We start from the raw sequence: 25,595 nt of genomic DNA on the forward strand, positions 1-25,595 counted from the left end.
ATTTACGGGAAAGTTGAAGTCAATAACGTTTTCGCGATTTTCCAATATTCGATTGAAAAAGGCGATCGCAATTATTACCCGTTGAGTCGGTAAAATATGCGATTTAATGAAAATGAATAGTGGAATCCGGATATCCGGTGGGCGAAACAATTGACAATGACGTTTCAATTCGGCGATTGATGCCGGACAGGAATTGAATCGCCGCATTTGTGCCGACTGTTGTCGGGCAATGCCGGAATGCGCGGAAACGGAGCGTGCGACGCATGAGCAATCCGCGTTCCTGCGATGCAGCGGAAGGCGTGCGCCGTTCCCGGCTCCAAAGCGCGATCCGGATGACAGACTCCGTGATCGGCACCGGTTCGGTGCCGCGAACCGTGCGATCGTTCCATCGGTGCCGCCAAGTTTGGTAGGCGGTGCCTGCCGCCGTTTGCGCGCATCGCGCCGTCGAGTGCCGATGCGGTGAAAAAGTGCGTACCTTCCGTGCATCGCTCGCGAAGCTGGTGCCAGTGTTGTATTCGATCGCGTAGATCCACGCTCCCGGAGACGGTTGTGCGATCCGAGTGTGAGCGAGCGGCCTCTTGATCCGACCGGTTCGCTCGGGGCCGCGCAGGGTCTCGACGGGCTCGCAGGCACCGTTTTCATCCGGCTCGGTGACAGGCCACGATTTCCCGGCGGGCTTCGTATCAAGTAGATCGCTGTCGTGTGGCACGTGACCGAGCAGGAGCGTCCGCTGTTCGAGATCGAGCAGGCCGAGCGCTACGAAGGCGACGCGTACGAGAACAAGATCGCCAAGGCCCTGGAATTCGTGACACGCACGACGATGGAAGAGATTCTGGCCGACATTCTGAAGCTCGACACGTCGAAATGGTCGCTGCCGGAACAGCGTCGCATCGGCAAGGCGCTGAAATCGCTCGGGTGGGTGCGCAAGCGCGAGTCGAGCGGTTCGCGCGGGTGGTACTACGTGCGCGAGGATCAGGAACCGGAAGTCGAGCGTGAACTGGTCGCGGCGGGCGATGACGACAGTCCGCTGTGATGGCATGGCGCGCTGTGGACGTCCCGTGTCCCAATGTCCCAAGGCGCGGTCTCGGGCGCGGTGCGGGGGCGCGACATGCGCGACGTGAGCGGCGCATGTCGCGTATGTCGCTGGCGCACACCCCTGCAAGTCTTTTCCCTTGGGACATTGAGACATTAGGACGAGTAGGAGAGAGTCGTGATCGATTTGATGGATCGGGCAGGCATCGCAATGAGCGTTCGTGGTTAGTTCACCGACTCGATTGCCGAGCCTAAAGTAACTTTGGGCGCACTCGCTTTTGCGAACGATCTCGGTCGGTTGCTTGGTCCGGATCAACGCTGGGCAAGAGGCGAAGCCGGCGACGATCCGCAAAGCGACGTTGCTGTTTGCGCAGATGATCCGCTTGTCGGGTCGTTTCAAGCGCAGTCGGTTCACGGGCCTGAAGCGTGACGAGCGACGCGATCAGCGTGCAGGACATGAAGTCGAGCGCTTCGCGTTGCGCTTGCTCGACGAATGGATCAACGATCAGTGCGTGCGATGCGAAGGGCGCGGCATCGTACGGCGAGACGGCCGCTACATTTGTCTGGATTGCGCCGGCCCGGGCAAGCGGCCGATTGACGAACAGCGCGTGCGCAAGCGATCGACGTCCCGCTCGATGAATATCGTCGGCACTGGTCTCGTCGTTTTCATGACATGCACGCACTGCCCGATCACGTGAACGGATCGGTATCCGACACAATGCGCCGACAATTGCGAGAATGAAACGTCTTCCATTCCAAGAGCGGATCGCGTAAACGTTAGAGATCCTTTACCGCGTCACTGGATATTCGCTGGCAACGCGCGTTAGTCGTGCAAACCTCTCGGGACATAAGAACACATAGTGGAGCCCGTTAGGTCGTGTGGGGGGGCGTTCGTCCCTACGAAATGGATATAGAAGCCCTGAGTGCGTAAGCCCTCAGGGCTGTTTGTTGTGCTTCGAACTGCACCTCGCGCCGATCCGTTGGCAGCGAGGCGCTTTCATTTCGAGTCCTGACGCTGACGCGCGACTCGGGCGTAGGAACGTCTGCAGCGGCCCTCTTACTGTGAGCTAACTGGTGTGAAAATATCTTGCCCTACATTGACGTGTTTCCACGGAAACTGAGCGAAAGCGTTTGCGTAATAGTAAAGCGCCGTGATCGTCGGTGCACCGTTCGTCACTTGGCAAAGTCCTGACCATGTTGTAATGCTATTGTAGTTAACCGAGTTATTGTTCCAATTTACGGAAAATGTAACCAACGTGACTTGATCAAGTCCGGGGCTTGAAGACTGTGCCGCGTAATACCAGCCGGAAAGTGAAAAGGTCTGTCCGCCAGTTCCAGAAGGTGAGATATACGTTCCGGTAATGGCGCCACTGCTCGCGATGGAGGAGATCTTCATTGTTGAGCCCAACTCGTTGCGCCACGTGCCGACTGGATTTTGGCAAGTTGCCGTGTTGGCCCATGAAGGTGATGCGACGGTCCCCAAAATAGCGAGTGATACGAGAGTTTTCTTCATTTCGGTTCCTTCCGTTCTACTGTGCGGATCCCGCGTATCGGCTCAACCACTCACTGGCGAACCTCACCCCAATCCGGCACGAATTTTGTGCGAGCTCGACTGATGATGTCTGCTAGCAGCAATCATCCTTTGATGAGATTTGATCGAGTGGGCGATGTGTTTGTCCGGTCGTTTTCATTCAGCAACTACACTGGCGACGATTTGAGTATTTCGTGAAATGACTCTTGAGGTGACCAATCGGAGCGGATTATTAGATAAAACAGAATGTCCTTATAGAAGATTTCATATTTTTCACGAGAGATTGTCCTGCGATTAAGGATAGTCAAGATGTATGTCGAAATCCTCCAGAAATTATAGGGCGGGATTAAATTAAGGATGAGTTTCAGTCCGTTTCGGTATGCTTGACTTAATTTCTGAAAATGCAATAAACGTCGTTTTGTAAGCCCAAGTCGGTGCCCACGAGTGCGGGTGCGCGGGTTGGCAAAGTGCCCGTTTTTAAGGAATGGGGATCCTACAGGCACTCAGCTCGCGGGGGCTGACGGCGGGGTATTCGCCGATCGCGAATAGATTCTCCTTCCCGGCAATCCTGTATCGGTATCGCCCGAGCTTGGAGCCGGACGGACGCACCTCAAGATACAGTCCATTGGCGTCGGTAAGTTTGGTAGGCTTGTCGCCTGCCTTCGCTTGTCGGATCTTGACGTCGGTAAGTGGCACGGTAAAAAAGAGGGTATCGTCTTTGGAAGGTTGGAGTGATACCCCCTTTCTTACCCGCTTTTTTCTCGGCTGGGCGCGATTTCTGGCGAACGCGAGCGAACAGCGAAAGGGCATAGGAAGCCCGACTGGTAAGGGTTACAGGCGAATCACTGAACCAACACGAACTGGAGCGAACGAAGTGATCAGACATATCGTCATGTGGAAGTTGAAGGAATCCGCGGAAGGCGCGACGCGCGCGCAGAACGCGCTGAAGCTGAAGGAAAAGCTCGAAGGCTGCCGCGACCTCGTGCCGGGCATCCTGCAGATCGACGTCGGCGTGGCGACGCCGGGCCTCGATGCGACCTCCGACATCGTGCTCGTGTCCGATTTCGCGGACAAGGCCGCGCTCGACGCCTACCAGGTGCACCCGGTTCACCTGGAAGTGAAGAAATTCGTCGTCGCGGTGGCCGAATCGCGCGAGTGCGTCGACTACGTCGTCGACAGCGCACGATGAGCGACGCGGCATCCCCGGCGGACGGCCCGTCGATCGAAAGCCCGTTCGTCGACCTGCTCGGCGTGCAGCTCGTGTCCGCGAAGGACGGCGCGAGCGAGATCGTGCTGCCGCTCGAAGAGCGGCACATGAACACGTGGGGCATCGCACACGGCGGCGTGACGATGACGCTCGCGGACATCGCGCTCGCGATGGCGGCGCGCAGCCTGACCGACGACGGCGTCGGCGTCGTCACGGTCGAGATGAAGGTGAACTTCATGCAGCCTGGGCGCGGCGAATTGCGCGCGTACGGGCGCGTGATGCATCGTTCGACGACGATGGCCTACTGCGAAGGCGAAGTGCGCGACAGCGACGGCAACTTCGTCGCGAAGGCGCTCGGTACGTTCAAGTACATGCGGCGGCTCGCGGTGGGCCGCGACATCAAGCGGCAACGCTCGCGCACGGCGCCGGACGCGCAGCCCGGCCCGAGCGACGCGTAAGCGCCCCGACGCACGGCCCTGCCTCTTCACAGGCAGGGCCGTTTTGTTTTGCGGTGCGAGATTGCGTGAAGGACGCGCTTCACAGGACACCGAAGGGCCGGTACTTCGACACGCGGCGCGCGTAGCGCTGGCCCGACGCGGGCATGGCATCATGTGACGCTTGTCCGTTCACGGCGCCGCGCAGGCGCCGTCTTCACCGATGCCGCTGAATCCGAAGATCGCCCAGGTGCTCGACATGATCGAGCGCGCGAAACGTCCGTCCTATCACCATCAGACGCCGCAACAGGCGCGCGCCGCGTACGAGAAGAGCGCGCCGATCCTCGACGTCGCGCCGGCGCCGATGCATTCGGTCGAGGAATGCGTCGTGCCGACGCGCGACGGCCGCACGATCGGCGCACGGCTGTACCAGCCGGTCGAGCCGAGCCTCGCGGAGCCGCTGCCCGCGCTCGTCTACTACCACGGCGGCGGCTTCACGGTCGGCAGCGTCGACACGCACGATGCGCTGTGCCGGATGTTCGCGCACGGCGCGCAATGTGCGGTGCTGTCGGTCGGCTACCGGCTCGCGCCCGAGCACCGGTTTCCGACCGCGGTGAACGATGCCGACGACGCGTTGCGCTGGCTGCATCGCGAGGCCGCCGCGTTCGGCATCGACGCCGCGCGGCTGGCGGTCGGCGGCGACAGCGCGGGCGGCACGCTCGCGACCGTCTGCGCGGTGCTCGCGCGTGACGCAGGCATTCGCCTGGCGCTTCAAATGCTGATCTATCCGGGCGTGACGGGCTACCAGGGCACCGAATCGCACGCACGGCTCGCGAACGGCTACCTGCTGTCGCAGGACACGATCCAGTGGTTCTTCACGCAATACGTGCGCGATCCGGCCGACCGCGACGACTGGCGCTTCGCGCCGCTCGACGGCACGCGCGACGCGCCGTCGTTCGCGGGCGTCGCGCCGGCCTGGATCGCGACGGCCGAATACGATCCGCTGAGCGACGAGGGCGCCGCATACGCGGACAAGCTGCGCGCGGCCGGCAACGCGGTTACGCTGGTCTGCTATCCGGGGATGATCCACGAATTCTTCAAGATGGGCGGCTACGTGCCCGAGGTACGGGCCGCGCATGCCGATGCGGCCGCGGCGCTGAAGGCCGCATTCGACGACGTTTGACGGCAGGCGTTTGACGGCGTGTGCGCCGCATGGAGGGCTGCGATGACGGACGGCGTAGTGGAAACGGGTGACTGGACGCTACTGGGTGGCGACGCCGCGCGGATTCGCGACGCGGTATTCGTGCGCGAGCAGCAGATTCCGCCGGAATGGGAGCTCGACGACGACGATCCGCTATCGCTCCATGCGGTCGCGTACAGGATCGATGTGGCGACGGGAATACGCCGCGCGGTCGCGACGGGGAGGCTGCTGCCGTCCGGCACGATCGGCCGCGTCGCCGTGCTGGCCGACGCGCGCGGGCAGGGCGTCGGGTCGGCCGTGCTGCACGCGCTGCTGGCTGCCGCGCGGCGCCGCGGCGAAACCGTCGTGCGGCTCTACGCGCAGGATTCGGCGGTGTCGTTCTATGTGCGGCACGGCTTCGCGGCGGTCGGCGAACCGTTCGTCGAAGCTGGCGTGCCGCACGTCGAGATGGCGCGCGCGCCGTAGCGCGGGCAATGCGCGTTCAGCGCGGCCGCGTTGCGTCGACGTCGAACGTGAACGTGCGCTCGAACGCACCCGGGCGGACGGTGCGGTGCGAACCGTCGTCGTCGCAGCGCTCCTTGATCTCGACCGTCAGCCGCACGCCTTCCTTCATCGTGACGCGCAGCGCGGTCGTGCCGCGCGTGCCGTACTCGGGCGTCTCGATGAACGCTGCCGACAGCGCGCGCTCGCGCTCGATCGGAATGCCCGTATGCGGCAGCGCGTCGTCGTCCGCGACATGCGGGTCGCGCATCAGATCGATCAGTTCGTCGAGCGACGGGGTCGGATTGTCGGTGAGCAGCGTGCCGAGCTCCGCGCGCTTGCGCACCACTTTCGGCCAGGGCGTATCGAGCCGCGCATTCGACAGCGCATGCACGCCGGGCGCGATCGCGACGGGCGCGGCGACACTGCTTTCGCCGTCGGGCGCTCGGTTGCAGAACCACGCGAGTTCGCGCCGCGTCCAGTCGCCGACGAGCAGGTTGAAGCCGTTGTACACGGCCGCATGCTCGGCAAGCTGCCCGAGATAGTCGAGCGGCGCGACGGACGAGCCGCGAAGGAAATCGGACACGAGCTTGCCGCGGGTGGGCGCGCCCGCGCGGATGTCGAACGGCGCGCGGTAGTTCGTCAGCGCCGCGAAGCGGCCGTCGCGCGATACGCCGAGCCACGTGCCGCCGGCTTCGAGATCGCGGCCGGCCAGCACGCCCGGTACATCCTCCCACCAGGTGAGCGGCGCGCTCGTGCGGCGAAAGAACTCGTCGCGGTTGGCGGTGAGGGTAAAGACGGGACCGGCGGCGGCATCAGGCTGCCAGTCGAAGGCAATCAGACACATCGGGCGAATCTCTCGCAGGAAACATCGGGCGCCGGCTGCGACTCGCGAGCCGGCGCCCGAACGGGTTGTCAGTGCGTCACGCTTCCGTCGGCCACGCGTACGGAAGCGCGTCGAACGCGAGCGCCGGGCCGTCGGCCGAACCGACGTGCACGGTGCCGTTGTCGAGCGCGGCGAGCTTGATCTCGACGAGCGCGTCGACGCCGCCCGCGGGCGCGGCCGCCGCGTTGACGATCATCCCGCACGGCTGGCCGGGATCGTCGCTGTGGAACAGCTCGACGCCGGCATGCACGGTATCGGTCTCGCCGGCGACATGCGCGAGCGCGGTGCGGCGCTTGATGGTGCCGCGGTACTGGCTGCGCGCGACGATTTCCTGGCCCGGGTAGCACCCCTTGCGGAAGTTGACGGCGCCGATCACGTCGAAGTTGACCATCTGCGGCACGAACTGTTCGACGGCCGGCTGCGTGATGCGCGGCTCGCCCGCGCGAATGTCGAGCCAGTCCCACACGGCCGGCGACACGACCGGCAGCGTGCCGGCGAGCGCGGCGATGCGTGCGTCGACTTCCGCGCGCTGGCCGATCCACAGATAGCGCTTGCGGCCGGCCGCATCGGGCACACGAATCAGCGTGCCGGCCGGCCCGTCGACCTTCACGTGCACGCCGTCGGGCAGCGCATCGAAGATGCCCGCCAGCGCTTCGCGCACGTCGCCCGCGAAGCCGACCACCGCGAGCGCGTCGCTCGCATCCGTGAGCTTCGCCTTCGCGCGCAGCACGAACATCGACAGCCGCTTCTGCACGGCGGGCTGCAAGTCCTTCGAAACCAGCAGGCGCACATCGTGGCCGGCACGCCACGCGAGGAACGACCCGAGGAGGCGCCCCTTCGGCGAGCAATAGCCGGACAGCCGTGCGCTCGCGGCATCGAGATGCTCGATGTCGTTGGTCAGCTGGCTGTGCAGGAACGTCGCGGCGTCGTCGCCGGCCACGTCGATCACGCCGAACTGCGGCAGCGGCATGCAGGCGCCCGGCGCATCGAAATCGGCGGCGGACGGGCGGGGGAATACGGGGAGCGAGGCGGATGCGGCCTGGGCAGCCGGTGAAGCGAACGGTGAGCTCATGGAATGAGGGAACAGTCAACCCTGACTTTGACGGAGGCGAGCAAGTATTATATGGGTCTTACCTGAGTCACGTTTCCATGTCCCTACTGAAGAAATGCGCCGCGACGATCGCGGCGCTGGCCGTCGTTGTGGCCGCTGCCGGCGCGGGCGGCGGATATTACTGGGCGACCCGGCCGCTGCTGCTGGGTTCGGCATCGCTCGACGTCACGATCAAGCCGCGCAGCAGCGTGAAGAGCGTCGCGCTGCAGCTCAAGCGCGGCGGCGTGCCGGTCGAGCCGTTCGGTTTCGTCGCGATGACGCGCGTGCTCGGGCTGTCGAGCCGGCTCAAGTCCGGCAACTACGAATTCAAGACGGGCATCACGCCTTACGAAGTCCTGCAGAAGATCGCGCGCGGCGACGTGAACGAATACGTCGCGACGGTGATCGAAGGCTGGACCTTCAAGCGGATGCGCGCGGAACTCGACGGGAACCCCGATCTTGCGCACACCACGGCCGGCATGAGCGACGCCGAGCTGCTGCGCGCGATCGGCGCGTCGGATAGCACCGTGCAGCGCGGCAGCGGCGAAGGGCTGTTCTTCCCGGATACCTACCTGTTCGACAAGGGCACGAGCGACCTGAACATCTATCGGCGCGCGTACCACCTGATGCAGATGCGCCTCGACGAGGCCTGGGCCGCGCGCGTGCCGGGGCTGCCGTACAAGTCGCCTTACGAAATGCTGACGATCGCATCGATCGTCGAGAAGGAAACGGGCCACGCGGCCGACCGCGCGTTCGTCGCGGCCGTGTTCGCGAACCGGCTGCGCATCGGCATGCCGCTGCAGACTGATCCGTCGGTGATCTACGGGCTCGGCGACGCGTACGACGGCCGCTTGCGCAAGCGCGACCTGCAGGCCGACACTCCTTACAATACCTACACGCGACGCGGCCTGCCGCCGACGCCGATCGCGTTGCCGGGCGTCGCGGCACTGCAGGCGGCGATCAATCCGGCGCAGACGAGCGCGCTCTATTTCGTCGCAAAGGGCGACGGCACGAGCGTGTTCTCGGACACGCTCGGCGACCACAACAAGGCCGTGGACAAGTACATACGAGGGCAATAATGGCGAGCGGTAAATTCATTACGTTCGAAGGCATCGACGGGGCGGGGAAGACCACCCACCTGCAATGGTTCTGCGAACGCCTCCAGGGCAAGCTGGCCGCGGCCGGCCGGCAGGTCGTCGTCACCCGCGAGCCGGGCGGCACGCAGCTCGGCGAGAAACTGCGCGAGATCCTGCTTAACCAGCCGATGGATCTCGAGACGGAAGCGCTGCTGATGTTCGCCGCGCGCCGCGAGCATCTTGCGCTCGTGATCGAGCCGGCGCTCGCGCGTGGCGACTGGGTCGTGTCCGATCGCTTCACAGACGCGACGTTCGCGTACCAGGGCGGCGGCCGCGGGCTGCCGCGCGACAAGCTCGAGACGCTCGAGCGCTGGGTGCAGGGCGGTTTCCAGCCCGACCTCACGGTGCTGTTCGACGTCGCGCCGCAGGTCGCGAGCGAGCGCCGCGGCGCGGCGCGCACGCCCGACAAGTTCGAAAGCGAGTCCGACGCGTTCTTCACGCGCACGCGCGGCGAATACCTGCGGCGCGCGGAAGAGGCGCCGCACCGCTTCGCGATCGTCGACGCGACGCAGTCGATTCCCGAGATCCGCCGGCAGCTCGAACGCGTGCTCGCCGCGCTGTAACCCGCAAGGAACGCACCACATGATCTATCCGTGGCAGACCGACGACTGGAACCGCCTGCAGCAACTGCGCGCGCAATGGCCGCATGCGCTGCTGCTGCACGGCCAGGCCGGGATCGGCAAGCTGCAGTTCGCGCAGCATCTCGCGCAGGGCTTCCTGTGCGAATCGCCGCTGCCGAACGGCGAGCCGTGCGGCACCTGCGCGGCCTGCACCTGGTTCTCGCAGGGCAACCACCCGGACTACCGGATCGTGCTGCCCGAGGTGCTGGCCGGCGAAGCGCCGGGCGCCGCGGACGACGCGAAGCCGGCCGACGCGGACGAGGGCGGCAAGAAGACGCGCGCGCCGAGCAAGGAAATCAAGATCGAGCAGGTGCGCGCGCTGCTCGACTTCTGCGGGGTCGGTTCGCACCGCGGCGGCGCGCGCGTCGTCGTGCTGTATCCGGCCGAGGCGCTCAACGTCGCCGCATCGAATGCGCTGCTGAAAACGCTGGAGGAGCCGCCGTCCGGCGTCGTGTTCCTGCTCGTGTCGGCACGCATCGACCGCCTGTTGCCGACGATCATCAGCCGCTGCCGGCAGTGGCCGATGACCGTGCCGGCGCCCGACGCGGCCGCGGCCTGGCTCGCGGCGCAGGGCGTCGACCATGCGAGCGCGCTGCTCGCCGAAGCCGGCGGCGCGCCGCTCGCCGCGCTGGCGCTCGCGAGCGACGAGAACCGCCCGCTGCGCGACTACACGCTCGGGCAGCTCGCGGCCGGTGCGGCATGCGACCCGTTCGCATGCGGCGAGACGCTGCAGAAGCTGCCGGTGCCGCTGGTGCTCGGCTGGCTGCAGCGCTGGCTGTACGATCTGCTCGCGCAGCGGATGGCGGGCGCGCCGCGCTACTTCCCGATGCACGCGGCGGCGCTCGCGCGCTGCGCGGAATCGGTCGACGCGAACGCGTTCGCGCGCTTCATGAAGGCCGTGACGCGGCAGCGGACGGTCGAGAACCATCCGCTGAACGCGCGGCTCGTATTCGAGGAATTGTTTCTCGGATATCGGGAAATGTTTGCGTGACCCGGCATTGTTTCTGATGGGTTGCGAAACGATGTTCGGCTTACTCGGCGACGCGACCGCGGCCGGCCGGCCCGCGAACGCTGCCCGCTGCCGCACGCCGGCGAGCGCATGAGCGCCCGCCTTACGTATTCAGGAAACACGATGTTCGTCGACTCTCACTGCCACATCAATTTCAAGGGCCTGGCCGATCGCCTGCCGGCCGTTCTCGAGAACATGCGCGAGCACGACGTCACGCACGCGCTGTGCGTGTCCGTCGATTTCGAGACGCTGCCCGAGGTCCTCGCGATCGCGGACGCGTACGACAACGTCTACGCGTCGGTCGGCGTGCATCCCGATCACGAGGACGCGCGCGAGCCGACGCTCGCGGAACTCGTCGAGCTGGCCGCGCACCCGAAGGTCGTCGCGATCGGCGAAACGGGCCTCGACTACTACCGTCTCGAGGGCCGCTCGATCGCCGACATGGAATGGCAGCGCGAACGCTTTCGCACGCACATCCGCGCGGCGACCGCGACGATGAAGCCGCTGATCGTCCATACGCGGTCATCGTCGGACGACACGCTGCGGATCATGGCCGAGGAGCGTGCAGACGTGCCGGGCGGCGTGATGCACTGCTTCACCGAGCCGTGGCCCGTCGCCGAGCAGGCGCTTGCGCAGAACTTCCATATCTCGCTGTCGGGCATCGTCACGTTCAAGAACGCGACCGACGTGCAGGACGTCGCGCGGCGCGTGCCGCTCGACCGGCTGCTGATCGAGACCGACTCGCCGTACCTCGCGCCGGTGCCGTATCGCGGCAAGCCGAATGAACCTGCGTACGTCAGCCATGTCGGACGCTTTATCGCATCCGAGCGCGGGATCGCCGTCGAGGCGCTGGCCGATGCGACGACACAGAACTTTTTCCGGCTGTTCAAGATCGCCCGCTAACGACGCGCGCGCAGCCGACAACCCAGGGAAGGAGCCCACAACAATGACGAAGCCGACCAACCATCCGACCAAACGCGCACTCGTTGCCGCCGCGCTGATCGCGAGCGGCCTGTTCGCAGCAGCCGGCGCGCATGCCGAGTCGCTCGACGCGATCGTCAAGGCCGTCAAGTTCGACGACATCGCCGACATCGGCAAGCAGCTCAAGAACGGCCTCGATCCGAACACGCTCGCGCCGAACGGCGACCCGCTGCTGGTGATCGCCGCGCGCGAGAAATCCGACAAGGTCGCGGCGGCGATCGCCACGACGCCGAACGTCGACCTCGAGAAGGAAGACAAGGCGGGCGAGAACGCGCTGATGCTCGCATCGCTGAACGGCGATGTCGGCCTCGTCAAGCTGCTGATCGACAAGGGCGCGGAAGTCAGCAAGAAGGGCTGGGCGCCGCTGCACTACGCGGCGACCAACGGCCAGGACGCGGTCGTCAAGGTGCTGCTCGACCATGACGCGTATATCGACACGGCTTCGCCGAACGGCACCACGCCGCTGATGATGGCCGCGCGCGGCAACCATGCGTCGACGGTCACGCTGCTGCTCGACCAGGGGGCCGATCCGCAGGTGAAGAACCAGCTCGGCATCACCGCGCTCGAGTTCGCGAAGCATTACAAGGCGCCGGACGCGATCGACATCCTGAGCAAGCGTACGGTGCGTATCGGCGCGTCGGCGCCGGCAGATGCGCAAAAGAGTGCAAAATGACGGTTTTCGGTGCACCGGCCAGGGCGGCGGTGCGCACCCGGCCGGGCGGATTCCGGCCGGAGAAGGGTGTCCGGCGCCGCGCCGGCCAACGCAGCAGGCGGTCTCGGGCCGCATTGACATAAGGAACACCATGTTGCGCGCAATGTTTTGTGCCGCGGCGTTTGCCGTGCCGTTGTCGGCGGCGGCTTTCACGGGCGCGGATCTCGACCGGCTGTGCGCGAAGACGGACGTCAAGTCGCGGGCGTCGTGCGCGGCCTACATCGAAGGCGCTGCCGATGGCGTCTACAACACCATCGACGCGATCGGCGGCACCACGGGGCCGCGTGTCGGCCAGTATTTCTGCCTGCCGCCCGACATCCGGGCGCAGCAGATGACCGATGCGGTGCGCAAGTACATCGCTGAAAATCCGAAGCTGGCCGACTACAACGCGAGCACCGCGGTGTCGCTCGGTCTCGGCAAGGCGTTTCCCTGCAGGGGCGGCAACTGATCTGACGCCGTGTCCGGGCGCGTGCCGGTGCGTGCGCTACCCGGACGTCGCCGACGCATCCAGGACGAGGCGTGCGCGCCTCATAACCGAAGCATCCCGGGCGCCGATGATTTCAATCGAGGAACTGCAGCGCATCGCCGATGCGCCGCTGCATTCGTGGCTCGGCACGCTGGCCGTGTCGGTCATCGTCGTGCTGGTCGTCGCGATCGTGCACCGTCTCGGCGCACGCATCGTCAAGCGCATCGCGCAGCCGTATCCGCTGATGAGCGCGATCCTGCGCTACATCGACAAGCCGTCGCTCGTCGTGCTCGCGCTGCTGGCGCTCGAATTCCTGTGGGTCCAGGCCGACGACGGCATGTCGTTCGTGGGCGGCATGCGCACCGCGGCAGCGGTCGGCTCCATCGTGTCGCTCACGTGGCTGCTGGTGCGGCTCGCGGCGGGCGTCGGCGACGCGATCATCCAGGCGCATCCGCTCGATACGGCCGACAACCTCCAGGCGCGGCGCATCCATACGCAGGCCAAGGTGCTCGTGCGGACCGTGATGGTGCTGATCGTGATCATCGGCAGCGGCGCCGCGCTGATGACGTTCCCGAACGTGCGCCAGGTGGGCGCGAGCCTGCTGGCGTCGGCCGGCGTCGCGGGCCTGGTCGCCGGTATCGCTGCGCGGCCGGTGCTCGGCAACCTGATTGCCGGGCTGCAGATCGCGCTCACGCAGCCGATTCGGCTCGACGACGTGGTCGTGATCCAGGGCGAGTGGGGGCGCATCGAGGAAATCACCGGCTCGTTCGTGTCGGTGCGGTTGTGGGACCAGCGGCGCCTCGTCGTGCCGCTGCAGTGGATCATCGAGAACCCGTTCACGAACTGGACGCGCAACAGCGCGGAAATCATCGGCACGGTCTACCTGTCGGTCGACTACCGCACGCCGCTCGCGCCGCTGCGCGAGGAGCTCGCGCGGCTCGTCCATGCGGCGCCCGAGTGGGACGGCCGCGTGCAGGTGCTGCAGGTGACCGATGCGACGGAGCGCACGATGCAGTTGCGCGCGCTCGTCAGCGCGGCCGATTCGTCGTCGTGCTGGGATCTGCGCTGCCGCGTGCGCGAAGGGTTGATCGCATACCTGCAGGGCCGCTATCCGCAATGCCTGCCGCGCAGCCGGATGGAACTGTATCCGCATGATTCCGCGCCGGACGCGCCGAATCCCGAACGGCCGCACGCGCGGGCGCCCGCCGCCAGCACGGCGGCCAACACCGCAGCCGATCCGCAGGCCGTCGAAGGCCGCTGAACGCGGCCCGGTGCCTGCCCGCCATCCATCGTCATGACCGCGCTGAACACGCTCGCCATCGCCAATTACCGCTCGCTGCGCGAGCTGATCGTGCCGCTCGCGGCGCTCAACGTCGTCACGGGGCCGAACGGCAGCGGCAAGTCGAGCGTATACCGCGCGCTGCGGCTGCTCGCCGACACCGCGCAGGGCCGCGTGATCCCGTCGCTCGCCCGCGAGGGCGGGTTGCCGTCGACGCTATGGGCCGGCCCCGAGCGTTTTTCGCGGGCGATGCTGAACGGCGACGAACCGGTGACCGGCACGGTGCGCAAGGGGCCGGTGAGCCTGAAGCTCGGCTTCGCGTGCGACGATTTCGGCTATTCGATCGATCTCGGCCTGCCGCTCCCGAGCAGCTCGCAGTTCGCGCTCGATCCGGTGGTCAAGCGCGAATGCATCTGGGGCGGCGCGCTGCCGCGCCCGTCGACGCTGCTGGTCGATCGGCAGGGGGCGCAGATCCGCGCGCGCACCGCGTCGGGCGACTGGCGGACGATTCCGCAGCCGGTCGCGAGCTTCGACAGCATGATGACCGAGTTCGCCGATCCGACCGGCGCGCCCGAGATGATCGCGGTGCGCGAGCGGATTCGCTCGTGGCGCTTCTACGACCATTTCCGGACCGATGCGCAGGCGCCGGCACGGCAGTCGCATATCGGCACCCATACGCCGGTGCTGGCGGACGACGGCGCCGACCTCGCCGCCGCGCTGCAGACGATTCGCGAAATCGGCGACGGCGCGGCGCTCGATGCGGCGCTTGACGACGCGTTTCCGGGCGCGTCGGTCGAGATCGACAATCCGGGCGGGCGCGGCCGCTTCGACGTGCTGATGCGCCAGCCGGGGCTGCTGCGGCCGCTCGCGGCGGCCGAGCTGTCCGACGGCACGCTGCGCTACCTGCTGCTCGCAGCCGCGCTGCTGACGCCGCGGCCGCCGGCGCTGATGGTGCTGAACGAACCGGAGACCAGCCTGCATCCCGATCTGCTGCCGGCGCTCGGCCGCCTGATCGCGCAGGCCGCGCAGCGCTCGCAGGTGCTGGTCGTGTCGCATGCGGCGCGGCTCATCGCGACGCTCGAGCGCGAGGCCGGCTGCGAATCGCTGGTGCTCGACAAGCAGCTCGGCGCGACCGCGCTCGTCGATGCCGACACGCGCGACCTGCCGCCGTGGAAGTGGCCGTCGCGCTGACGGGCCAGGCCGCGTGCATTTGGCCGCCCGGGCGGGGGCATGGCCCGACGGTGCACGATGCGGTGCGATCGGGCGAGGCGGAACGAATGTATCCTGTCTGTAACAACGCCCATAAAATGCAAGACAGGCGGTTCCGGGGATCGGGATCGCGAATAATGGCGGGATATCCGGCCGGCGCCGTGCCGGCAGGCGCTGCACGGGGCGGGGGCGCGCGAAAAGCGCATGCTCCCGCCTGCCGAACGGGACAGGACACAGGAGACGTGGACCATGAGAATTGCCCAGATCGCCCCGCTGACCGAATCGGTGCCGCCGAAGCTGTACGGCGGCACGGAGCGCGTCGTGTCCTACATCACCGAGGCGCTCGTCGATCTCGGCCATGACGTGACGCTGTTCGCGAGCGGCGACTCGACGACACGGGCGAAGCTCGAGCCGGTCTGGCCGCGCGCGCTGCGGCTCGACACGTCGATTCGCGACCGCGTCGCGCCGCACATGCTGCTGATGGAGACGGTCGCGCGCCGCGCGAAGGACTTCGACGTGCTCCATTTCCACATGGACTACTACTCGTTCTCGGTCTTCAACCGGCAGGAAACGCCTTACGTGACGACGCTGCACGGCCGGCTCGACCTGCCCGAGCAGCAGCCGGTGTTCGACACCTTCAACACGGCGCCCGTGATTTCGATTTCGAACTCGCAACGCCAGCCGCTGCCGCAGGCGAAATGGCTGACGACCGTCTACCACGGGTTGCCCGATACGCTGTACATGCCGCAGCCCGTCGAGCCGCGCTATCTCGCGTTCCTCGGCCGCATCTCGCCGGAGAAGCGCGTCGACACGGCGATTCGCATCGCGCGCCAGTGCGGGCTGCCGATCCGGATCGCCGCGAAGATCGATGCGGCCGACCAGGAATACTTCGACCGCGAGATCAAGCCGCTCTTCGCGTTGCCGCACGTCGAATACATCGGCGAGATCGCCGATCACCAGAAGGCCGAATTCCTGTCGGGCGCGCATGCGCTGCTGTTCCCGATCGACTGGCCGGAGCCGTTCGGCCTCGTGATGATCGAGGCGATGTCGTGCGGCACGCCGGTGGTCGCGTTTAATCGCGGTGCGGTGCCCGAGGTGCTGGACGAGGGCGTGTCGGGTTTCATCGTCGAGGATGAAATCAGTGCGGTGGCTGCCGTGAACCGGCTGCACCTGCTGCCGCGTGCGCGCGTGCGGCAGCGCTTCGAGGAACGCTTCACATCGCGGCGGATGGCGCAGCAGTACGTCGACGTCTACCAGTCGGTGATCCGCGCGCAGAAGCGCTCGCGCTTCAAGGTGATCGACTCGACGACCTGACGCGGAGCGCGGGCGGATAAAAAAACGGCGATGCCCGCAAGGACATCGCCGTTTGCGCATGGCCCGCGCGCGGTGCGCACGGGCGGTGCGTGAGCGTCAGATCTTGAGCTTCGTGACCTTCGTGCCGTTGATCGACACATCGCCCATCAGGCCCGCGTTCGTCAGCACGACGACCTGGACCGGTGCGGTGGCCGTGGTCGTGTCGATCGCGCCGTTCGCGCCCATCTTCACGAGCGCGACCGATGCGCCGGCGCCGGCTGCCCAGCCGTCCGAGCCGCGGAATTCGTCGAGCGCTTCCTGCGTCATGAACAGGAACACGATCGCCTTCGACTGCGCACCGGCCTGCAGGCCGACCGACAGCGACGACGTGTTGTAGTAGCCGACGGTGCTGCCGCCGACGCGCAGCGCGCCGTTGCCGGACTGGCCGCCGACGATGAGGCCGGCTTGCAGCACGTTCGGGAACACGAGCACGCCGCGCGATTTCGCGACGAGTTCACGCGAACCCTTGACCGTGGAATACAGGCGCGACAGCGTTGCGTCGACGCTCGAGTCGATTGCCTGACGCTTCGACGCGCTGGTCGCGGCGTTGTCCGGCTTGTCCGGGGTGGTGGTGCAACCGGTGAGCGCGAGGCTACCGACGATGAGCGCAGCGGCGGCTTTCAGCACAAGATTCCGTTTTTGCATCGTTATTCTCCATCGGATGACGTTCGGAGTGAGTCTCGCTCAAGGAGCGGATCACGTCGGCAGTTATATCACAGCGGATTACAACCCCTTTTCGTTCGTGCGTGAAAGAGCGTCAAATCGGGGTGGCGGTGTCGCTGTGCGCCAACGGACCGATCGGATCGGCGCCCGCGTACCGACGCGCCCCGCGCGGGTCGGCATGCGGGAAACCAGGGCGGCAGATCGGGCAGCGACGGCGCTTGCGGGCGGGTCAGTGCGTGACCGGCGGGACGGGCGGCTTGATCGGCGGGCGGCGCAGCGCGCGGCGGATCAGTGCGATCACGACGCCGCAGGCGAACAGGAATGCGGCCGGTACGACCCAGTAGCCGACGAACGCATGCCACAGATAGCCCGCGAGCGTAGTGCGGCGCACCACGTATTCGTCGCGGGCCGCCTGCTGGCGCGGCGCGTTGGCGGCGAGCACGTCGGCCGGGCAGCCGGCCGCGCGCGCCTCGTCAGGATCCCCGTGGCACTTCGCGGCGGCGCCGGCTGCCTGCTGCGCGTCGGTGAGCTGCCAGGTGGTCAGCGCGAGCTGCAGGTCCGCCTTGTTGTAGGCCATTTCCTCGCGGATCTCGCGCACGGCGACGATCGCGACGGGCACGGCCCAGAACACGATCACGATCAGCCAGCGGCGGAACCAGCGGTGTTGTCTCCATGCCATCCATGCCTCCAATTGACGCGCGTGCGCGTCCGTCTCGAGGGCGGCCCGATGGCGCTTCTTGTACTTGGGTGGGCCGCGTTGCAGCCATCATAGAAGAAAACGCGGCGAATTGCCGCACCATGTGGCGGCGCCGGTACGGCGGGCCCGGAAAGCGGGACGCGTGGAGGCGGGCGGTCGAACGGCGGCGGCGGAACACGTGCGGCAGGCGCTTCACGCACGTACGCGTCGATGCGCATGCAACGAAAACAAAAATGCCGCGACCGCCGAAGCGGTGCGCGGCATTCGATACGGGAGCGCCGGAACTCAGGCGGCCGGCTGGCTGCTCAGGCAGCTCTTCATGAACGCCTTGCGGTCGTCGCCCTTCTTGCCGGTGGCCTGCGTGTTGCAGGCCTTCATCTTTTCCTGCTGCGTCATCGCCTTCGCGGGCTTCGCCGACAGGCAGTCCTTCATGAACGCCTTGCGTTCGTCGCCCGTCTTGCCTGCTGCCTGGGTGTTACAGGCCTTCATCTTGTCCTGCTGGCTGTTCGCCGCGAACGCGGGGGAAGCCAGCATGCCGCCGAGGAGCACTGCGGCTACGAGCGATTGGATTTTCATTTCGACACTCCCATGGGGTGAATTGCGTGTTGTCGACGCCGTCACGAAGCACGTTGCGATGAGGATAGGGCCACATCGCACCGTGCGCTCCGATTATGGCAAATCAATGTGAAAAACACCGAAACGGCACTTCCTATAACGTTGCGGGCGCCGCGGCCGTTGACGACGCGCGCGACCGGACGATCGGGACAAACCATGATGCGCGGCGGCCGGCATCGGCCGTGGCGCCGGAACCTGCCGGATCCCGGCCGCGAGCCATTACAATCGCGGCCATGAATACTCCGAATCCCGCATCCCCCCCGTCCGCGGCGGCCCTGCCGCGCATCGCCGTGCTTGCCACTGGCGGCACGATCGCCGGTGCCGCGCCCGACGCGGCCAGCACGGCCGGTTACCAGGCCGGCGCGCTCGGCGTCGGTTTCCTGGTCGACGCGGTGCCGGCGCTCGCGTCGGTCGCGCGCATCGACGCCGAGCAGATCGCCAGCATCGACAGCAAGGATCTCGCACTGCCGCTGTGGAACGCGCTCGCCGCGCGGATCGACGTGCTGATGGCCGATCCGGCGGTCGACGGCATCGTGATCACGCACGGCACCGACACGCTCGAGGAAACCGCGTATGCACTTCACCTGGTCGTGAAAGGCGACAAGCCGGTCGTGCTGACGGCCGCGATGCGGCCGGCGACCGCGCTGTCGTCCGACGGCCCGCTGAACCTGCTGAACGCGGTGACGGTGGCCGCGCATCCGGCCGCGCGCGGGCAGGGCGTGCTGATCGCGTTCAACAACCGGATCCACGGCGCGCGCGACGTCGTGAAGACGAGCACCTATGCGGTCGACGCATTCCAGTCGCCGGAACTCGGTGCGCTTGGCTGGGTGCAGGACGGCCGCGTCGAATTCGCGCGCCGCGTCACGCGCTCGCGCGATGCGCAACTGGCGATCGCGGCAACGTGGCCGCCCGTCGAAGTCGTCGCGAGCTACGCGGGCGTGACGCGCACGGCCGTCGATGCGCTTGTGGCGGCCGGCGTGTGCGGGCTCGTCGTGGCCGGCACCGGCAACGGGTCGATCCATGCGACACTGCAGGCGGCGCTCGCCGATGCGGTGAGCGCGGGCGTTGCCGTGGTCCGCGCGTCGCGCGTCGGCTCGGGGCATGTGATGCGCAACGGCGCGGCCAACGACGATGCGCTCGGCTTCGTCAGCGCGGGCTCGCTGAATCCGTTCAAGGCGCGCGTGCTGCTGATGCTCGCGCTGGCGAACGGCATCCGGGCGCGCGACGAACTGCAGCGCGTATTCGATACGTTCTGACCGATGTCCGCCCGCCGCTCGTGCGGCGCGGCGTCGCCAAAGAAAAAGGCAGGCCCGATGGCCTGCCTTTTCCGTTTTTCGATCCTGCGCGGATGCTCAGGACTGCGGCGGAATCACGAGCTTCTGGCCCGGATAGATCTTGTCCGGGCTCGACAGCATCGGCTTGTTCGCTTCGAAGATCGCCGGGTACTTGTTCGCGTCGCCATACACTTCCTTGGCGATCGCCGACAGCGTGTCGCCCGGCTTCACGTCGTGGTACTGCACTTCCGGATCGTCCGGCTGCAGATCGTCGTCGTTGACGCCCGCGACGCCCTGCACGTTGCCGGCCGCGACCTTGACCTTGGCCTTCGTGTCGAGATCGGCGACGCTGCCCGACAGCGTGACGGTGCGCGATGCGCCGTCGAACGCGACCGTCAGGTTCGACGTGTCGAGACCCTGCGTGCTGATGTAGTTCTTGATCGCATCGGCCGCGGTCTGGTTCGCGGCATTCGGATCTTCCGCCGCTTGCGCGTCGGCATGACCCAGCAGTTTTTCACCCGCCTCTTTGATAAACGAAAGAAGACCCATCGCTGCACTCCTTAGGTGGTTGAAAAGAAAACGCGCCGTGAAGTGGCGAAAAAAACACCGCGCTGGGCGCATTCACCGGAGTGAACGCAAGCGCGGCGGTTTTCTCGAAAGGCGTGGCGAAAGTGTAGGCGTTCAGCGCGACGATTGCATGAAAAATCGCACGCTCGAACGTAAAGAAATGTAATACGCGAAATCCGACAGGCGGACACCCGACGACGACGTCTGACCGACCAAGGCTTCCCCGGCGCCGCCGGGTGCCGCTGCGGACCCCACCACGCCGCTCTCAGCCCAGAGCGGCGTTTTTCGCCCCGTCGCGCATGCGGTTGGCGATGCGCGGCGGGGCGCCCCACCGTGATGCGCGCGTGCGTCGCGCATCGATGCGACCGGCCGCGGCCGGATCGCGCGTGTTCTTCGCGCGCGTCCGCCATTGCAGCGGAACCGCGCGTTTTTGCGTCCGCGTTACGCGGCCGGCGTCTGGCCGATCTCGAAGTTCGACATGATCTCGAGCGCGCGCACGAGTGCCGAGTGATCCCACGCCTTGCCGCCGTGCGATGCGCACACGCTGAACAGCTGCTGCGCGCTCGCGGTGTGCGGCAGGGCGAGGCCGAGCTTGCGTGCGCCGTCGAGCGCGAGGTTCAGGTCCTTCTGGTGCAGCTCGATGCGGAAGCCCGGATCGAACGTGCGCTTCGTCATCCGCGCGCCGTGCACTTCGAGGATGCGCGACGCGGCGAAGCCGCCCATCAGCGCCTGGCGAACGCGCTCCGGATCGGCGCCCGAGCGTGCGGCGAACAGCAATGCTTCGCCGACGGCCTCGACGTTCAGCGCGACGATGATCTGGTTCGCGACCTTGCAGGTCTGGCCCGCGCCGTTGTCGCCGACGAGCGTGATGTTCTTGCCCATCTTCTCGAACAGCGGCTTCGCGCGCTCGAAGGCCTGTTCCGGGCCGCCGACCATGATCGTCAGCGTCGCTTCGCGTGCGCCGACTTCGCCGCCGGACACCGGTGCGTCGAGGTAGTCGCAGCCGAGCGCGTTGATCTGCTTCGCGAATTCCTGCGTGTCGAGCGGCGAGATCGAGCTCATGTCGATCACGAGCTTGCCGGCCGTCAGGCCTTTTGCGACGCCGTCGTCGGCGAACAGCACGTTACGCACGTCGGGCGTGTCCGGCACCATCGAGATGATGATGTCCGCGTTCCGTGCGACTTCGGTCGAGTTCGCGACGATCTTCGCGCTCGCGCGCAGGTCGTCCGGGATCGGGAACGCACCGTTCACGACGAGCTGATGATCGCCCTTGAGCAGGTTGCGCGCCATGTGCGCGCCCATGATGCCGAGTCCGATGAAACCGATGGTTGCCATGTGAAAGTCTCCTAGAGGGGCGAAAGCGGGAAGGGCGGATCTCAGGCGGCGCGGCGCGCCGAGCCCGGCGCGCAGCCGGCGACGCTTTGCAGCCAGCCGAGGCCTTCCGTCGTGGTGGTACGGGGCTTGTATTCGCAGCCGACGTGGCCGTTGTAGCCGAGCCGGTCGAGCAGTGCGAACAGGAACGCGTAGTTGATCTCGCCCGTGCCCGGCTCGTTGCGGCCCGGGTTGTCCGCGAGCTGGACGTGGCCGATCGATGCGAGGTTGCGTTCGATCGTCGCGGCCAGTTCGCCTTCCATGCGCTGCATGTGATAGATGTCGTACTGCAGGAACAGGTTGTCCGAGCCGACCGCGCGGATCACGTCGAGCCCTTCGGCCGAGCGGTTCAGCGCGAAGCCCGGGATGTCGAAGCTGTTGCACGGCTCGACGAGCAGGCGGATGCCTTCGCGCTTCAGCGCGTCGGCCGCAAAGCGCAGGTTGTCGACGATCGTGACGAACGTCTTGTCGCGCGCCGTGCTCGCCGACGGGATGCCGACGAGGCAGTTCAATTGCGGCACCTTCAGTGCCTTCGCATACTCGATCGCACGGCCGATGCCTTCCTGGAACTCGCCGACGCGATCGGGCAGGCACGCGATGCCGCGCTCGCCCTGGTCCCAGTTGCCGGCGGGCAGGTTGTGCAGCACGAGGCGCAGGCGGTGCGTTTCGAGCCGTTCGGCGAGTTCCTCTTTCGCGTACGGATACGGGAACAGGAACTCGACGGCGTCGAAGCCCGCGTCCGCGGCCGCCTTGAAGCGGTCGAGGAACGGCACTTCGTTGAACAGCATGGTCAGGTTTGCAGCAAACTTCGGCATGAGCTAAGCCTCTTCGGTCGGTCAGTCAAAAATGTCCTGCGGATCAGTCGAGCATCGAGATCGCGGTCGGTGCGTGCTCGGCCTTTTCCGCGAGATCCTCGAATTCGTTGATCGCGTCGATTTCGGTGCCCATCGAGATGTTCGTCACGCGCTCGAGGATCACTTCGACGACCACCGGCACGCTGAACTCTTCCGCGAGTGATTGCGCCTGCCGCAGCGCCGGCTCGATCTCTTCCGGCTTGAACACGCGCAGCGCCTTGCAGCCGAGGCCTTCGGCAACGGCCACGTGATCGACGCCATAGCCGTTCAGTTCCGGTGCGTTCACGTTGTCGAACGCGAGCTGCACGCAGTAATCCATGTCGAACGCACGCTGTGCCTGGCGGATCAGCCCGAGGTACGAGTTGTTCACGACGACGTGCACGTACGGCAGCTTGAATTGCGCGCCGGCCGCAAGTTCCTCGATCATGAACTGGAAGTCGTAGTCGCCGGACAGCGCGACGATCGGGCGGCTCGGGTCGGCCGCACGCACGCCGAGCGCGGCGGGGATCGTCCAGCCGAGCGGGCCGGCCTGGCCGCAGTTGATCCAGTTGCGTGCCTTGAACACGTGCAGGAACTGCGCGGCGGCGATCTGCGACAGGCCGATCGTGCTGACGTAGCACGTATCCCGGCCGAACACCTTGTTCATCTCTTCGTACACGCGCTGCGGCTTGACCGGCACGTTGTCGAAGTGCGTCTTGCGCTGCAGCGTGCGCTTGCGTTGCTGGCAATCCGCGACCCATGCGCCGCGGTCCTTCAGCTTGCCGGCGGCCTTCCATTCCTGCGCGACGGCGACGAACAGCTCCAGCGCGGCCTTCGCGTCCGACACGATGCCGAGATCCGGGCCGAACACGCGGCCGATCTGCGTCGGCTCGATGTCGACGTGCACGAACTTGCGGCCCTTCGTGTAGACCTCGACGCTGCCCGTGTGGCGGTTCGCCCAGCGGTTGCCGATGCCGAGCACGAAGTCGGACGCGAGCATCGTCGCGTTGCCGTAGCGGTGCGACGTCTGCAGGCCGACCATGCCGGCCATCAGCGGGTGGTCGTCCGGAATCGCACCCCACGACATCAGCGTCGGGATCACCGGCACGCCGATCGTTTCGGCGAACCGGACAAGGAGGTCTTCGGCCGCCGCGTTGAGCACGCCGCCGCCCGACACGATCAGCGGCTTGTCCGCGTCGTTGAGCATCGCGAGCGCCTTTTCGATCTGCGCGCGGGTGGCCGTGGGCTTGTAGACCGGCAGCGGTTCGTACGTGTCGATGTCGAACTCGATTTCGGCGAGCTGCACGTCGATCGGCAGGTCGACCAGCACCGGGCCCGGACGGCCCGAGCGCATCAGGTGGAATGCCTGCTGGAACACGCGCGGCACGAGCGCCGGCTCGCGCACGGTGACGGCCCACTTGGTGACCGGCTTCGCGATCGACTCGATGTCGACGGCCTGGAAGTCTTCCTTGTACAAGCGTGCACGCGGTGCCTGGCCCGTGATCGCGAGGATCGGAATCGAGTCGGCCGATGCGGAGTAGAGGCCCGTGATCATGTCGGTGCCGGCGGGGCCCGACGTGCCGATGCACACGCCGATGTTGCCCGGGGCGGCACGCGTGAAGCCTTCGGCCATGTGCGAGGCGCCCTCGACGTGGCGGGCCAGCACGTGGCTGATGCCACCCGACTTGCGCATGGCGGAGTAGAACGGGTTGATGGCTGCACCCGGCACGCCGAACGCGGTCTGGATGCCTTCCTTCTCGAGCACGAGCACTGCTGCGTCGACGGCTCTCATCTTGGCCATGAATGTCTCCTTGAATGTGGCGGATCGTGCGAATCGGTCTGTTGGGGACACTTTAGGGATGCAGGAAAGGTTTGATAAGATCAGCCGGAGTCGCTTATTTCGAAACTAAAAGTATGGAATGACGGCCGGACGGGGCTTCCCGCCGGTGTCGGAACGGAGACGGGAGATGGATCGCTTCAAGCAGATCGAGACGTTCGTGCGGGTTGCCGATGCCGGCAGCCTCGCGGCGGCGGCGCTCGAGGAGGGCGTGTCGCCGGTGGTGCTCGGGCGGCGCATCGATGCGCTCGAGAAGCGCATCGGCGTGAAGCTGATGTACCGCTCGACGCGGCGGCTGGTGGTCAGCGAGGACGGCGCCGCGTTCCTCGAACGCTGCCGCGGGCTGCTGTCCGAATGGGACCAGGCCGAGAACGAGCTGGCCGCCGGGCGGCGCGCGGTCAGCGGGCACCTGATCGTGTCCGCGCCGGCCGCGTTCGGGCGCAAGCACGTCGCACCGCACGCGCCGGGCTTCCTGGCCGACAAGCCCGAGATGCAGCTGTCGTTCAACCTGACCGACCGTGTCGTCGATCTCGTGCGCGAAGGCTACGACCTGTCGATCCGGATCGGCGGCGCCGTCGACCCGAACTTCGTCGCGGTGAAGCTCGCGTCGAACCGGCGCGTCGTGTGCGGCACGCCCGACTATTTCCGCCGGCACGGCCGGCCGAAGTCGCTCGACGACCTGCTGAAGCACAACTGCCTCGCGTTCAACCTGCAGGGCGGGCAGAACCGCGGCTGGTATTTCCAGCGCCACGGCAAGATCGCGACGATGCGCGTCGCGGGCAATCTCGACTGCAACGACGGCGAGTTGCTGCACCGCTGGGTGGCCGAAGGCCTCGGGCTCGGCTGGCGCTCGACGTGGGAAATCGCCGCGCAACTCGAAACGGGCGAGCTCGAGACCGTGCTCGACGAGTATGCGCTGCCCGACTACGACATCCTCGCGGTCTACCCGCAACAGCGCTACGTGCCGGCGCGCGTGCGCTATTTCATCGACTACCTGCGCGACGCGTACGCGCGCCCTGGCTACTGGAGCACCACGCCGTAACGGCGGCGGGCGGCCCGGCCACAGGGCTGACCATGGATTTTTTTACGCTTCGTGTGCGTTGCGCGGGAAT

Annotated in this window: 27 protein-coding genes and 2 pseudogenes; 17 read left to right on the forward strand and 12 right to left on the reverse strand. The window is 66.5% G+C overall.

Translation table 11 applies throughout. The features are described from left to right. Positions 1–103: 103 nt before the first annotated feature. Positions 104–709: a hypothetical protein gene (locus ACNQQL_RS09670; RefSeq protein ID WP_347063987.1), complete on the reverse strand. Its 606-nt coding sequence runs from the start codon at positions 707–709 to the stop codon at positions 104–106. Between ACNQQL_RS09670 and ACNQQL_RS09675 the strand changes: the two are divergent. Together ACNQQL_RS09675 and ACNQQL_RS09680 are read left to right on the forward strand one after the other, a co-directional pair. Then, a pseudogene (locus ACNQQL_RS09675) lies at positions 698–1,033 on the forward strand (virulence protein E); the annotation flags it as partial. The gene ACNQQL_RS09670 and the pseudogene ACNQQL_RS09675 sit on opposite strands and share 12 nt — an antisense overlap. 240 nt (positions 1,034–1,273) lie before the next feature. Further along, positions 1,274–1,774, forward strand: a pseudogene (locus ACNQQL_RS09680) (hypothetical protein). A 315-nt stretch (positions 1,775–2,089) separates the two neighbouring features. On the opposite strand, the gene ACNQQL_RS09685 reads toward ACNQQL_RS09680, so the two are convergent. Together ACNQQL_RS09685 and ACNQQL_RS09690 are read right to left on the reverse strand one after the other, a co-directional pair. Continuing rightward, entirely contained in the window at positions 2,090–2,545 is a 456-nt protein-coding gene (locus ACNQQL_RS09685; protein ID WP_347063988.1) for an avidin/streptavidin family protein, read from the reverse strand. A 495-nt stretch (positions 2,546–3,040) separates the two neighbouring features. Next, on the reverse strand, positions 3,041–3,373 hold the full coding sequence (locus ACNQQL_RS09690) for an Arm DNA-binding domain-containing protein (RefSeq protein WP_347063989.1): 333 nt from the start codon (positions 3,371–3,373) through the stop codon (positions 3,041–3,043). A 64-nt stretch (positions 3,374–3,437) separates the two neighbouring features. Here ACNQQL_RS09690 and ACNQQL_RS09695 point away from each other — a divergent pair, with 64 nt between their 5' ends. From ACNQQL_RS09695 to ACNQQL_RS09710, 4 genes are all read left to right on the forward strand, one after another. After that, a complete protein-coding gene (locus tag ACNQQL_RS09695; protein ID WP_347063990.1) occupies positions 3,438–3,752 on the forward strand; it encodes a Dabb family protein in 315 nt (104 codons plus the stop codon). Continuing rightward, entirely contained in the window at positions 3,749–4,228 is a 480-nt protein-coding gene (locus ACNQQL_RS09700) for a PaaI family thioesterase (RefSeq protein WP_072437170.1), read from the forward strand. The genes ACNQQL_RS09695 and ACNQQL_RS09700 overlap by 4 nt, the downstream gene beginning before the upstream one ends. A 199-nt stretch (positions 4,229–4,427) precedes the next feature. Continuing rightward, complete coding sequence (locus tag ACNQQL_RS09705) at positions 4,428–5,387, forward strand: alpha/beta hydrolase (RefSeq protein ID WP_347063991.1); 960 nt, start codon at positions 4,428–4,430, stop codon at positions 5,385–5,387. A gap of 42 nt (positions 5,388–5,429) precedes the next feature. Continuing rightward, a complete protein-coding gene (locus ACNQQL_RS09710) occupies positions 5,430–5,870 on the forward strand; it encodes a GNAT family N-acetyltransferase (protein ID WP_347063992.1) in 441 nt (146 codons plus the stop codon). Between the two features lie 16 nt (positions 5,871–5,886). Here the strand turns inward: ACNQQL_RS09710 and ACNQQL_RS09715 are convergent, their stop codons facing one another. After that, entirely contained in the window at positions 5,887–6,732 is an 846-nt protein-coding gene (locus tag ACNQQL_RS09715) for an NRDE family protein (RefSeq protein ID WP_072437173.1), read from the reverse strand. A gap of 76 nt (positions 6,733–6,808) precedes the next feature. Continuing rightward, positions 6,809–7,843, reverse strand: coding sequence for a folate-binding protein (locus ACNQQL_RS09720; protein WP_347063993.1), 1,035 nt, complete (start codon positions 7,841–7,843; stop codon positions 6,809–6,811). A gap of 77 nt (positions 7,844–7,920) precedes the next feature. On the opposite strand from ACNQQL_RS09720, the gene mltG reads away from it, so the two are divergent. The 9 genes from mltG (at position 7,921) to ACNQQL_RS09765 (ending at position 16,587) form a co-directional block, all read left to right on the forward strand. After that, positions 7,921–8,940, forward strand: a complete 1,020-nt coding sequence (gene mltG / locus ACNQQL_RS09725; RefSeq protein WP_347063994.1) for an endolytic transglycosylase MltG — start codon at positions 7,921–7,923, stop codon at positions 8,938–8,940. Beyond that, positions 8,940–9,560, forward strand: coding sequence for a dTMP kinase (gene tmk / locus ACNQQL_RS09730; RefSeq protein WP_072437176.1), 621 nt, complete (start codon positions 8,940–8,942; stop codon positions 9,558–9,560). The genes mltG and tmk overlap by 1 nt, the downstream gene beginning before the upstream one ends. A 19-nt stretch (positions 9,561–9,579) precedes the next feature. Then, a complete protein-coding gene (locus ACNQQL_RS09735) occupies positions 9,580–10,608 on the forward strand; it encodes a DNA polymerase III subunit delta' (RefSeq protein WP_072437177.1) in 1,029 nt (342 codons plus the stop codon). A 141-nt stretch (positions 10,609–10,749) separates the two neighbouring features. Further along, on the forward strand, positions 10,750–11,529 hold the full coding sequence (locus ACNQQL_RS09740; protein ID WP_072437178.1) for a TatD family hydrolase: 780 nt from the start codon (positions 10,750–10,752) through the stop codon (positions 11,527–11,529). A gap of 43 nt (positions 11,530–11,572) precedes the next feature. Continuing rightward, positions 11,573–12,280: an ankyrin repeat domain-containing protein gene (locus ACNQQL_RS09745; RefSeq protein WP_072437179.1), complete on the forward strand. Its 708-nt coding sequence runs from the start codon at positions 11,573–11,575 to the stop codon at positions 12,278–12,280. A gap of 130 nt (positions 12,281–12,410) precedes the next feature. Next, positions 12,411–12,767 (forward strand): Rap1a/Tai family immunity protein, encoded by a 357-nt coding sequence (locus tag ACNQQL_RS09750; RefSeq protein ID WP_011885036.1) that lies wholly within the window; start codon positions 12,411–12,413, stop codon positions 12,765–12,767. Between the two features lie 106 nt (positions 12,768–12,873). After that, the gene (locus ACNQQL_RS09755; RefSeq protein WP_347063995.1) at positions 12,874–14,046 is read left to right on the forward strand and encodes a mechanosensitive ion channel family protein; all 1,173 of its coding nucleotides are present in this window, start codon (positions 12,874–12,876) and stop codon (positions 14,044–14,046) included. A gap of 33 nt (positions 14,047–14,079) precedes the next feature. Then, positions 14,080–15,255 carry an AAA family ATPase gene (locus ACNQQL_RS09760; RefSeq protein WP_347063996.1) on the forward strand — a complete coding sequence of 392 codons (1,176 nt, stop codon included), beginning with the start codon at positions 14,080–14,082 and terminating at the stop codon, positions 15,253–15,255. Positions 15,256–15,522: 267 nt separating this feature from the next. Next, positions 15,523–16,587 carry a glycosyltransferase family 4 protein gene (locus ACNQQL_RS09765; protein WP_072437182.1) on the forward strand — a complete coding sequence of 355 codons (1,065 nt, stop codon included), beginning with the start codon at positions 15,523–15,525 and terminating at the stop codon, positions 16,585–16,587. Positions 16,588–16,683: 96 nt separating this feature from the next. On the opposite strand, the gene ACNQQL_RS09770 is transcribed toward ACNQQL_RS09765, so the two are convergent. The 3 genes from ACNQQL_RS09770 to ACNQQL_RS09780 form a co-directional block, all read right to left on the reverse strand. Further along, entirely contained in the window at positions 16,684–17,271 is a 588-nt protein-coding gene (locus tag ACNQQL_RS09770; protein ID WP_072437184.1) for a YSC84-related protein, read from the reverse strand. A 247-nt stretch (positions 17,272–17,518) separates the two neighbouring features. After that, entirely contained in the window at positions 17,519–17,968 is a 450-nt protein-coding gene (locus ACNQQL_RS09775; protein ID WP_072437185.1) for a hypothetical protein, read from the reverse strand. Between the two features lie 303 nt (positions 17,969–18,271). Continuing rightward, on the reverse strand, positions 18,272–18,562 hold the full coding sequence (locus ACNQQL_RS09780) for a PsiF family protein (protein ID WP_034181226.1): 291 nt from the start codon (positions 18,560–18,562) through the stop codon (positions 18,272–18,274). Between the two features lie 272 nt (positions 18,563–18,834). On the opposite strand from ACNQQL_RS09780, the gene ACNQQL_RS09785 reads away from it, so the two are divergent. Then, on the forward strand, positions 18,835–19,857 hold the full coding sequence (locus ACNQQL_RS09785) for an asparaginase (RefSeq protein ID WP_347063997.1): 1,023 nt from the start codon (positions 18,835–18,837) through the stop codon (positions 19,855–19,857). 96 nt (positions 19,858–19,953) lie between these two features. Here ACNQQL_RS09785 and lysM read toward each other — a convergent pair whose 3' ends face one another. The 4 genes from lysM to gcl all read right to left on the reverse strand — a co-directional run bounded on the left by lysM (position 19,954) and on the right by gcl (position 24,447). After that, positions 19,954–20,424, reverse strand: coding sequence for a peptidoglycan-binding protein LysM (gene lysM / locus ACNQQL_RS09790; protein ID WP_047900890.1), 471 nt, complete (start codon positions 20,422–20,424; stop codon positions 19,954–19,956). Positions 20,425–20,883: 459 nt separating this feature from the next. Next, complete coding sequence (locus tag ACNQQL_RS09795; protein WP_347063998.1) at positions 20,884–21,777, reverse strand: 2-hydroxy-3-oxopropionate reductase; 894 nt, start codon at positions 21,775–21,777, stop codon at positions 20,884–20,886. Between the two features lie 41 nt (positions 21,778–21,818). Beyond that, complete coding sequence (gene hyi / locus ACNQQL_RS09800; protein WP_347063999.1) at positions 21,819–22,628, reverse strand: hydroxypyruvate isomerase; 810 nt, start codon at positions 22,626–22,628, stop codon at positions 21,819–21,821. A gap of 43 nt (positions 22,629–22,671) precedes the next feature. Then, on the reverse strand, positions 22,672–24,447 hold the full coding sequence (gene gcl / locus ACNQQL_RS09805) for a glyoxylate carboligase (RefSeq protein WP_347064000.1): 1,776 nt from the start codon (positions 24,445–24,447) through the stop codon (positions 22,672–22,674). Between the two features lie 166 nt (positions 24,448–24,613). Here gcl and ACNQQL_RS09810 point away from each other — a divergent pair, with 166 nt between their 5' ends. After that, positions 24,614–25,525 carry a substrate binding domain-containing protein gene (locus ACNQQL_RS09810; protein ID WP_347064001.1) on the forward strand — a complete coding sequence of 304 codons (912 nt, stop codon included), beginning with the start codon at positions 24,614–24,616 and terminating at the stop codon, positions 25,523–25,525. Positions 25,526–25,595: the final 70 nt, after the last annotated feature.

The sequence above is a fragment of the Burkholderia sp. LFS061 genome, from assembly GCF_047978125.1.
Taxonomy (GTDB): Bacteria; Pseudomonadota; Gammaproteobacteria; order Burkholderiales; family Burkholderiaceae; genus Burkholderia; species Burkholderia pyrrocinia_C.